The 10,178-nt window shown below is 72.8% G+C and carries 7 protein-coding genes and 1 pseudogene; 6 read left to right on the forward strand and 2 right to left on the reverse strand.

All coding sequences use genetic code 11. The annotated features are described in order from the left end of the window. A pseudogene (locus AB0M03_RS38440) lies at positions 1-101 on the reverse strand (DNA-binding response regulator); the annotation flags it as partial. 249 nt (positions 102-350) lie between these two features. After that, positions 351-992: a hypothetical protein gene (locus AB0M03_RS38445; protein WP_363501066.1), complete on the reverse strand. Its 642-nt coding sequence runs from the start codon at positions 990-992 to the stop codon at positions 351-353. Between the two features lie 404 nt (positions 993-1,396). Here AB0M03_RS38445 and AB0M03_RS38450 point away from each other — a divergent pair, with 404 nt between their 5' ends. The 6 genes from AB0M03_RS38450 (at position 1,397) to AB0M03_RS38475 (ending at position 10,073) form a co-directional block, all read left to right on the forward strand. Next, positions 1,397-2,923, forward strand: a complete 1,527-nt coding sequence (locus tag AB0M03_RS38450) for an amino acid permease (protein WP_363501069.1) — start codon at positions 1,397-1,399, stop codon at positions 2,921-2,923. Between the two features lie 20 nt (positions 2,924-2,943). After that, positions 2,944-4,167: an arginine deiminase gene (locus AB0M03_RS38455; RefSeq protein ID WP_363501072.1), complete on the forward strand. Its 1,224-nt coding sequence runs from the start codon at positions 2,944-2,946 to the stop codon at positions 4,165-4,167. Positions 4,168-4,191: 24 nt separating this feature from the next. Then, complete coding sequence (gene argF / locus AB0M03_RS38460; protein ID WP_363501075.1) at positions 4,192-5,196, forward strand: ornithine carbamoyltransferase; 1,005 nt, start codon at positions 4,192-4,194, stop codon at positions 5,194-5,196. Positions 5,197-5,198: 2 nt separating this feature from the next. After that, positions 5,199-6,194: a carbamate kinase gene (locus tag AB0M03_RS38465; RefSeq protein ID WP_363501078.1), complete on the forward strand. Its 996-nt coding sequence runs from the start codon at positions 5,199-5,201 to the stop codon at positions 6,192-6,194. 22 nt (positions 6,195-6,216) lie between these two features. Continuing rightward, a complete protein-coding gene (locus tag AB0M03_RS38470; protein WP_363501081.1) occupies positions 6,217-7,002 on the forward strand; it encodes an HPF/RaiA family ribosome-associated protein in 786 nt (261 codons plus the stop codon). Positions 7,003-7,691: 689 nt separating this feature from the next. Beyond that, the gene (locus tag AB0M03_RS38475) at positions 7,692-10,073 is read left to right on the forward strand and encodes a phosphoketolase family protein (RefSeq protein ID WP_363501084.1); all 2,382 of its coding nucleotides are present in this window, start codon (positions 7,692-7,694) and stop codon (positions 10,071-10,073) included. Positions 10,074-10,178: the final 105 nt, after the last annotated feature.

The following is a 10,178-nucleotide window of genomic DNA, read 5'->3' on the forward strand; positions in this document are numbered from 1 at the left end:
GCGTCCAGCAGGTCGTGCACGCCCCGCCGTACCACCTCGTGGTCGTCCAGCAGGAACACCTTGATCGGGTCGACCGCCCGGGCCGCTGCGCCGTCCGCCATCGCTTCTCCGTACTTCTCGACCCGCCCCCGTGCCGGGGGCGGGCAAAACCGTCAGCAGTTCTGCCGTGTACTCCACAGGCACAATAGGGCCGGGCGGCCCGTTCTCCCAGCGGCGACCGTGCGGTGGTCGGGGGTGCCCGTCGGCACCGGATCGGCCGAGGTGTCGACAGACCGGCTCCGGCCGGGGGCTGTTGTGGTGCCCTGCTCTCGGGCAGGTCCGGTTTTCGGCGCTCCCGGGTGGTGTTCGGTTCAGCCGCGGCGGGCCTCGCCGTTGCCGGGCTTGCGGGCGGCCCGTCCGCTCCAGACGGGTTCGAGCTCGGCCCAGGCGTGCTGCCAGGCCGCGTCCGCCCGGCGGTCCAGCCCGGCCAGCCGGAGACCGAGGGTGCAGGCGGTGAGGACGAGCAGGCAGCCGAAGACGAACAGGCCGAGGCAGACCGCGTCGGAGACGAGGTCTGCGGTGCTGCGCGGCGCGGCGGCGAGCTGCCCGGAGTCGCCCACCCAGACGGCCGTCGTGGCACCGGTCGGGGTCGGCCGGCTCAGCTGCACGGTGCCGGTGTTGTGCTGCCCGGAGGGGTAGGTCCACTCCGCGGCGGCACGGTAGCGGCCGGCCACGGCATCGGCGGTGCCGGCGGTGTTCCGGGTCGGTGTGACCAGGACCGCCTCGATGCGGTGCAGGTGGGGTGCCGCCGCGGCGGCCCGCCGCTCGGCCGAGACGAGGCAGGCCCGGGCGGCCGCGGCGCCGAGCAGTGCGGCCAGGACGACCGCGAGCACGGCGAGGACGAGCGAGCGGCTGCGGGAGCGGTCCGCGGCCCGGGCCAGGGCGTTGTGCTCGGTGCCGAGGGCTCGACGCAGGTGGCGCTGCCACGATCGGGTGCCGTGTGTGCCGGCCATCGGGAACTCCTTTGCGGACTGGGGTGCACGGTCGGGAGCGGACCGCCGCCCGCCGCCTTCCGGCAACCGGGCGGTGCAGGGCCGGGGCTCCTGCGGGTCTCGTACGAGAAGAACACTGCGGGCGACGGCCCGGGCAGGCACAGGGACCGACCGGGCCGACCGGAGGACCGGTGGTCCCTGGCCGCCCCCGGTTCCCCGCGGGTCGGCATGTCCGGTCCGGTGACGGCCCGACAGCCGGACCGCCCGGGCGGGACCATCGGGGCACGGCGACGGGACTGCCGGCGGGGAGGACAGGGCCGTCGGTCCCTGGGAAGGCACCCGGCCGCTCTCCGAGGATCTTCACCGTGAGTCACGGGCACACCGGTGCCCGACGGCTCCCCGAGCACACCGCAAAGGAGCGCGTGATGTCCGTACACGGCCGCGGAGAGGCCCCGCAGACAACGACGGATGACGATCCGTCCGGCAGGGCCGGCGGCTTCGGCCTGCCGGCCGCGACCGCACTGGTGGTCGGCAGCGTCATCGGTACCGGCGTGTTCGCCCTGCCGTCCGCGCTCGCCCCGTACGGGCCGATCGCCCTGGTGGCGTTCGTCCTGGTGACGATCGGCGCACTGGCACTGGCGGTGACCTTCGGCCGGCTGTCCGAGCGGGTGCCGGGAAGCGGCGGACCGTACGTCTACGCCCGGGAGGCGTTCGGCGAGTTCGCCGGGTTCCTCACCGCGTGGTCGTACTGGATCACCGCCTGGGCCGGGAACGCGGCCATCGCGGTGGCCTGGGTCGGCTATGTCGAGGTGTTCGTCAACAAGGGACACCACACCGGGGGTTCGATCGCCATCGCGCTGGCGGGCCTGTGGGTGCCGGCCATCGTCAACCTGACGGGCGCACGGGCCGTCGGCGCGTTCCAGGTCGCCACCACGGTGCTGAAGTTCGTTCCGCTGGCCTTCATGGGCACGGTCGGCCTGCTGTTCGTGAAGTCCGGGAACTTCGGTGCCTTCAACGCGAGCGGGACGTCGGCGCTCGGGGCGGTGTCGGCGGCAGGGGCGATCGCGCTCTTCAGCTACATCGGCCTGGAAACCGCCTCCGTGGCCGCCGGACGGGTCCGCGATCCCGAGCGCAACGTCCCGCGCGCCACGGTGTACGGCACGCTGGCGTGCGCCGCGATCTACCTGCTGGGCACCCTGGCCGTCTTCGGCACCGTGCCGCACGCCCGACTCGGCTCCTCCACGGCGCCGTTCACGGACGCGGTGAACATCGTCGCGGGCGGCCACTGGGCCGGTGACCTGGTCGCGGCGGCCGCGATCGTCTCCGGCATCGGCGCACTCAACGGATGGACCCTGATCTGCGCCGAGATGCCGATGGCCGCCGCCCGGGACGGGCTCTTCCCGACCGCCTTCACCAAGGTCCGCGGGCGCGCCGACGTGCCGGCTTTCGGCATCGTCTCGGCCACCGTCCTCGCCTCGCTGCTCACCGTGGTCAGCTACACCCGCTTCACCCAGGTCTTCACCGGGATCGTGCTGCTGAGCGTGCTCACCGCAGTCGTCCCGTACCTGGTCGCGACCGCCGCCCAGCTGCTCTGGCTGGTGCAGCACGGCCGCGCGGAGCTCGACCGGCGCCGCCTCGTCAGGGACACCACCGTCACCGTCGCGGCCCTGGCGTTCTCCTACTGGTCCATCCAGGGCAGCGGCTACCAGACCGTCTACTACGGCCTGTTCACCATCCTGCTCGGCATTCCCGTCTACATCTGGCTGAAGCGCCCGCACGCCCGTGCAGCCGGAACGGCTGCCTCCGCCGGAACCCCGCTCACCGGAACCCCGCCCACCGGGGCCGGGCAGGCAGGACCCGGTGAGCCGCTGCCCGCCGCGGCCCGCAGCGCACGCCCGGTGGGCCTGCCGACCATCCTCCGTCGCGCGCTGATGCCGCGCCACCAGCACTGAGAACCAAGGAGCACACCGACATGTCCGCTCTGCGTGTCGACTCGGAAGCCGGCCGGCTGCGCCAGGTGATCCTGCACCGCCCCGGTCTGGAACTCTCCCGACTCACCCCGCGCAACGTCGACGAGCTGCTCTTCGACGACATCCTGTGGGCCAAGCGGGCCCGCGAGGAGCACGACGCCTTCGCCCAGGTGCTGCGCGACCACGGCGTGCGCGTCCACCACTACGCCGAGCTGCTCGCCCAGACCCTCGACCTGGCGCCCGCCCGCGCCTGGCTGCTCGGCCAGGTCGTCACTCCGGCCGCCGTCGGACCGGCCCTGGTGGAACCGGTGCGGGAGTTGTGCGAGCAGCTCGACGGGGCGGCGCTCGCCGAGTACCTGATCGGCGGCGTCCTCAAGAACGACCTGCCGATCCGCAGGCCCCACAGCCTGCTCTGGAACACGCTGGGCGAGCAGGACTTCGCCCTTCCCCCGCTGCCCAACCACCTCTTCCCGCGGGACAACTCCTGCTGGATCGGGTCCCGCTACAGCATCAACCCGATGGCCAGGACCGCCCGCCGCAGGGAGAGCCTGCACACGGCCGCGATCTACCGCTTCCACCCGCTGTTCGCCGAGACCGCGCCGCCGCTGCTGGACGGCACCGCAACCGGCCCCGGGCTGAGTCTGGAGGGAGGCGACGTCCACGTCATCGCCCCCGGTGTGGTCATGGTCGGCATGGGTGAACGCACCACCGCCCAGGCGGTCGAGCAGCTGGCCCAGAACCTCTTCCTGTTCGGCGCCGCACACCGGCTGATCGCCGTGCGGCTGCCGGAGAGCCGGGCGTTCATGCACCTCGACACCGTTCTGACGATGATCGACCGGGACACCTTCGCCGTCCACCCCGGCCTGGCCCACCGGCTGCGCTCGTGGACCCTCACCCCCGCCGCCGAGCGGCCGAGCGGGTTCGACGTCGCCCCCGACCCGGATCTGGCGGCCTCCCTCGCCGAGTCCCTCGGCGTGGACAAGGTCCGCCTCCTCTCCGCCGAGCAGGACGTACGGGCCGCCGAGCGCGAGCAGTGGGACGACGGCAGCAACTTCCTCGCCCTCGAACCCGGCGTGGTCGTCGGCTACGAGCGCAACACCACCACCAACACCTACCTGCGCAAGCAGGGCATCGAGATCGTCACCGTCGCCGGCTCCGAGCTCGGCCGCGGTCGCGGCGGCCCGCGCTGCATGAGCTGCCCGATCCAGCGCGATCCCGTCGACTGACAAGCACGGAAGGAGGAATCCGCCATGACCGTCAACCTGCACGGCCGTCACTACCTGAGCGAGTTCGATTTCACCGCGGCCGAGATCCACCACCTGCTCGACCTCGCCGCCGAGCTGAAGGCCGCCAAGCGGGCCGGCACCGAGGTCCCGCGGCTGACCGGCCGCCGCCTCGCGCTCATCTTCGAGAAGAACTCCACCCGCACTCGCTGCGCCTTCGAGGTCGCCGCGGCCGACCAGGGCGCCACCACCACCTACCTCGGCCCGGACAGTTCCCACATCGGCCACAAGGAATCCGTCGCCGACACCGCCCGTGTGCTCGGCCGGATGTACGACGGCATCGAGTACCGCGGCTTCGCCCAGGCCACCGTCGACGGACTCGCCGCGCACGCCGGCGTCCCCGTGTACAACGGCCTGACCGACGAGTGCCATCCCACCCAGAGCCTGTGCGACGTCTTCACCATGCGCGAGCACAGCGGCAGGCCGCCGGAGCGGATCTCCTTCTGCTACCTGGGCGACGCGCGCAACAACACCGCCAACTCGCTGATGGCGATGGGCAGTCTGCTCGGGATGGACGTGCGCGTCGCCGCGCCGCGCGAGCTGTGGCCGGATCCGTCCCTGGTGCAGGAGTGTCTGCTGCGCGGCCGGGACAGCGGTGCCCGGCTCACCCTCACCGACGAGGTCGACGAGGCCGTGCGCGGCGCGGACTACCTGTACACCGACGTCTGGGTCTCGATGGGCGAGGACCACAGCCGGTGGAAGGAGCGGATCGACCTGCTGCTGCCGTACCAGGTCAACGCCGCGGCCATGGCCGCGACCGGTAACCCGGACACCGCCTTCCTGCACTGCCTGCCCGCCCTGCACGACCGCCGCACCGACCTCGGCGCCGAACTCGCCGAGCAGCACGGCCCGGACGGCCTCGAAGTCACCGACGAGGTCTTCGAGTCGTCCGCCTCACTGGTCTTCGAGCAGGCCGAGAACCGGATGCACACCATCAAGGCCGTTCTCGTCGCCACCCTCGGGAGGGACTGACCGTGCGCATCGTCGCCGCCCTCGGCGGAAACGCCCTGCTCCGGCGGGGGGAACACCCCGACGCCGCCGTCCAGCAGCACCACGTCCGCGAGGCAGCCCGGTCACTGGCCGAACTCGTCCTCGCCGGGCACGAGGTGGTGATCACCCATGGCAACGGACCGCAGGTCGGCCTGCTCACCGCCGAGAGCGAGACCGATCCGGCACTGACCGCGCCCTACCCGCTGGACGTCGTCGGCGCCGAGACCCAGGGCATGATCGGCACCCTGCTCGTCCGCGAGCTGACGGCCCGCCTGCCGGGGCGGACCGTCACCGCACTGCTCACCCACACCGAGGTCGATCCGCACGACCCGGCGTTCCGCCGGCCGAGCAAGTTCATCGGCGGCCCGCTGACCGACCGCCAGGCCAGGCTGATGGAGATCGAACGCGGCTGGACCACCGCCAGGGACGGTGCCCGCATGCGCCGCACCGTTCCCTCGCCCCGACCCGGGTCGATCACCGAACTGCCCGCGATCCGTGTCCTGCTGACCGCCGGAATCGTGGTCGTCGCCGCCGGCGGCGGCGGTGTGCCGGTCACCCGTGATCCGGAGAGCGGACGGGTGCGCGGCGTCGAGGCGGTGGTCGACAAGGACCTCACCGCCGCCCTGCTCGCCGAACGGCTCGACGCCGACGCCCTGCTGATCCTCACCGACGTCACCCATGTGTTCACCCGCTTCGGCACCGCCCGGCCCGGTCCGCTCACCACGGCCACACCCGGCGAACTGCGCGCACTCGACCTGCCCGAGGGCTCCATGCGCCCCAAGGCCGAGGCCGCGGCCGCCTTCGCCGAACGGACCGGCCGCCTCGCCGTGATCGGCCCGCTGGACGACGCCCTCGGCGCACTGCTCGGCACCACCGGTACCACCGTTCGCCCGCTGCCGTCGACGGGTGACACGGGACGGACGTCACGGCCGGCGGGACCTTCGGCCCTCGGCCCGGCGGCATCCCGCACGGCAGTCTGAACCCACCAGGAAAGGAACTCCGATGAACCGTCTGCAGACCCGGCCCGCCCCCGACGTCCTGGTGGAGACCCGCGGAGCGGTCACCCTGGCCGCGCCCGACTACGCCCGCACGAAGCTGCTCGCCGTGCTGGAGCGGCTGGACGAGCCCGTCCTCGCCGCCCGGGTGAAGCTCACCCAGGCGCCCAATCGCGCGGTGACCGAGCCCTCCGTCGCCCAGGCCGTGGTCGACGTCAACGGCAGGCCGGTGCGGGCCCACGTGGCGGCCGGCACCATGCAGGAGGCGATCGACCTGCTCCAGGACCGGCTGAACGCCAGGATCGCCCGCGTCCGCCGCCATCGGGACCACCACCGCCACCACGGGACGGCCCCGGACGCCGGGGGCGACCGCACCGGGCGCGGGCACCGTCCGCAGCGCCACGAGCGCCACAGCGAGGACCGGCGGATCGTGCGGCACAAGTCCTACAGCCTGGCGAGGCAGACCGCCTGGGAGGCGGTGCTCGAACTGGAGGCGATGGACTACGACTTCCACCTGTTCACCGATGCCACGACCGGTTCCGACAGCGTGGTCCACCGGGACACCGCCGACGGCGGGTACCGGCTGGCCACGACCCGCCTGCAGGCCGAGCCGGTGCCGGGCCTGCCGACGAGCACCGTCGGCGCGCCGGAACTCACCGTCGCCGAAGCCGTCACGCGGCTCGACCTCGGCGGCCTGCCGTTCGTGTTCTTCACCGACGCCGCGACCGGCCGCGGCAACGTGCTCTACCACCGCTACGACGGCCACTACGGCCTGATCACTCCCGTGTCGTAGGGACACGGGTCCTGCCCGGCGGCCGTGGGGGGCCGGCCGGGACGGAACGCGGAACCGGGGACGGCGTGGGGGCCGTCCCCGGTTCCCCGCACGTCCCCGCCCTGCGGGCGCGGCCGGCCGGACCGTTCCCGCGGCCTCGCGACAGACGCCGGGCCGGGGCCGTGCACCACCGGGACCGGCTCCGACCGGTCCCGGTGCCGCCGTCACCGGGACGTCCTGGGTCACCGGCGTCGCGGAGCCGCCACCTTCGTGCGTGCCGGACGAACACCGGCGCCGGCGGAGACGTCCACGACCGCGGAGGAACCGCTGCCGATCCGGCAGTTCTCGATGACGACCACGTCGGGGTACTTCTTCCGCCATCCGGCGAGCGTGTTGCCGAGCAGTTCGCTGCCAGAGCGGCTATCCCGCCGCCGACCAGGTACGCCTTCGTGGTGCGCCCGCTGTCGATCACGCCCTGCCCCGGTCTCGTGGAGTCCGCCTGCACCCGTCGGCAGGCGCTGTCCACCCTCCGGCGCCCGGGAGCAGCCCCGGGCAGGGACCCGAAGTCCCCTCCCCAGGGCCGCAGGTCCCTCCCGGAGACCGGGGATCGTGCCCCCACCGGCCCTGTGTCCGGACGGCCGCACAGGGTGACGATGGATGCGGGCCCGCCGCCGGCGGGCGCCGACGCCGATGCGGAGGAGACCGCAGACATGTCCGCTACCCCGGAGCCGGTGCCCGGTACGTTGACGGAGCGGGAGCTGGGGGCACTCGACGCCCACTGGCGGGCCGCCAACTACCTGGCGGTGGGCCAGATCTACCTGATGGCCAATCCACTGCTGCGCGAGCCGCTGCGCCCCGAGCACATCAAGCCGCGCCTGCTGGGGCACTGGGGCACCTCGCCCGGACTGAACCTGGTGCACACCCACCTCAACCGCGCGGTGAAGTCCCGCGAGCTGGACGCGATCTGCGTGTGGGGGCCCGGGCACGGCGGGCCGGCGGTCCTGGCCAACTCCTGGCTGGAGGGCAGCTACACCGACACCTACCGCAACGTCACCCGGGACGCCGAGGGCATGGCGAGGCTCTTCCGGCAGTTCTCCTTCCCCGGCGGCGTGCCCAGCCACGTCGCCCCCGAGACGCCCGGCTCCGTTCACGAGGGCGGCGAGCTCGGCTATGCGCTCTCCCACGCCTACGGTGCAGCTCTGGACAACCCCGGACTGCTGGTGGCCTGCGTGATCGGCGACGGGGAAGCGGAGACCGGCCCGCTGGCCGCCTCCTGGCACGGGAACAAGTACCTCGACCCGGTGCACGACGGAGCCGTGCTGCCGATCCTGCACGTCAATGGCTACAAGATCGCCAACCCGGCCGTGCTCGCCCGACTGCCCGGGGCCGAACTCGACGCCCTCCTGCGCGGCTACGGCCACCTCCCGCTGTACGTCACCGGAGACGACCCGACAGCCGTCCACCGGGCGATGGCCGAGGCCGTGGACACCGCCCTCGACCGGATCGCCGCGATCCAGTACGAGGCCCGTACCGACGGCAGCACCCGTCGCCCACACTGGCCGATGATCGTGCTGCGCACCCCGAAGGGCTGGACCGGCCCGGCCGAGGTGGACGGCGTGCCGGTGGAGGGCACCTGGCGGGCCCACCAGGTGCCGCTCGACCGGGTCCGCGACAACCCCGAGCACCTCGCGAAGCTGGAGGCCTGGCTGCGCTCCTACCACCCCGAGGAGCTTTTCGACGAGCACGGCCGGCCCACCGACCAGGTCCTCGCCTGCGTTCCCGAGGGCACCCGCCGCCTGGGCGCGAACCCGCACGCCAACGGCGGTCTACTGCTGCGCGATCTGCCGATCCGGGCGCTGGAGCGTTATGCCGTGCCCGTCGACAAGCCCGGCAGCAGCCTGCACGAACCCACCCGGATCCTCGCCGACCTGCTCGCCGACCTGATGGCCGACACCGCCGAACGCCGCGACTTCCGCCTGGTCGGTCCCGACGAGACCGCCTCCAACCGCCTCCAGGCCGTCTACACCGCCACCAGCAAGGCCTGGCAGGCCGACACCCTGTCCGTCGACGAGCACCTCGCCCACGACGGCCGGGTCATGGAGATCCTCTCCGAACACACCTGCCAGGGCTGGCTGGAGGGCTACCTGCTCACCGGCCGCCACGGCCTGTTCTCCTGCTACGAGGCATTCGTCCACATCGTCGACTCCATGGTCAACCAGCACATCAAGTGGCTGCGCACCACCCGCCGGATTCCGTGGCGCGCACCGATCGCCTCGCTCAACTACCTGCTCACCTCGCACGTCTGGCGCCAGGACCACAACGGCTTCTCCCACCAGGACCCCGGCTTCGTCGACCACGTCCTCAACAAGAGCCCCGAGGTCGTACGCGTCTACTTCCCGCCGGACGCCAACACCCTGCTCGCGGTCGCCGACCACGTCCTGCGCAGCCGCGACTATGTCAACGTCGTCGTCGCCGGCAAGCAGCCCTGCTTCGACTGGCTCGCGCTGGAGGAGGCCCGCGCCCACTGCGCCCGCGGCGCCGGCATCTGGGAATGGGCCGGCACCGAGTACGGCGGCGAGCCCGATGTGGTCCTCGCCTGCGCCGGCGACGTCCCCACCCTGGAGGTCCTGGCCGCGGCCGACCTGATCCGCCGCCACCTGCCCGACCTGTCACTGCGGGTGGTCAACGTGGTGGACCTGGCCCGCCTGATGCCCGCCGGGGAACACCCGCACGGCATGCCCGACCACGAGTTCGACGCCCTGTTCACCCGCGACAGGCCGGTGGTCTTCGCCTACCACGGCTACCCCTGGCTGATCCACCGCCTCGCCTACCGCAGGGCCGTCCACCCCCACCTGCACGTGCGCGGCTACAAGGAGTCCGGCACCACCACCACGCCGTTCGACATGGTGGTGCGCAACGACATCGACCGGTACCGCCTCGTCATGGACGTCATCGACCGCGTGCCCGGCCTCGCCGTCCGCGCCGCCGCCGTCCGCCAGGAGATGACGGACCGGCGCACCCGCCATCACGCCTGGATCCGCGGGCACGGCACCGACCTGCCCGAGGTCGCCGACTGGACCTGGGGCGGCTGACCCGCAACCGAGGGGGGTCGAGAGGAGACGATCACCATGGAACTGCCGGTCACCGTCGGCGTCGACGGTTCCGAAGCCAGTCTGGCGGCCGCCGACTGGGCCGCC

It is taken from the genome of Kitasatospora sp. NPDC051914, from assembly GCF_040680995.1.
GTDB lineage: Bacteria > Actinomycetota > Actinomycetes > Streptomycetales > Streptomycetaceae > Kitasatospora.

Bases quoted from the DNA above. Each gene is read 5' to 3' on its own strand.
- AB0M03_RS38445 (WP_363501066.1), bottom strand. From the start codon at position 992: ATGGCCGGCACACACGGCACCCGATCGTGGCAGCGCCACCTGCGTCGA.
- AB0M03_RS38450 (WP_363501069.1), top strand. From the start codon at position 1,397: ATGTCCGTACACGGCCGCGGAGAGGCCCCGCAGACAACGACGGATGAC.
- AB0M03_RS38455 (WP_363501072.1), top strand. From the start codon at position 2,944: ATGTCCGCTCTGCGTGTCGACTCGGAAGCCGGCCGGCTGCGCCAGGTG.
- argF (WP_363501075.1), top strand. From the start codon at position 4,192: ATGACCGTCAACCTGCACGGCCGTCACTACCTGAGCGAGTTCGATTTC.
- AB0M03_RS38470 (WP_363501081.1), top strand. From the start codon at position 6,217: ATGAACCGTCTGCAGACCCGGCCCGCCCCCGACGTCCTGGTGGAGACC.
- AB0M03_RS38475 (WP_363501084.1), top strand. From the start codon at position 7,692: ATGTCCGCTACCCCGGAGCCGGTGCCCGGTACGTTGACGGAGCGGGAG.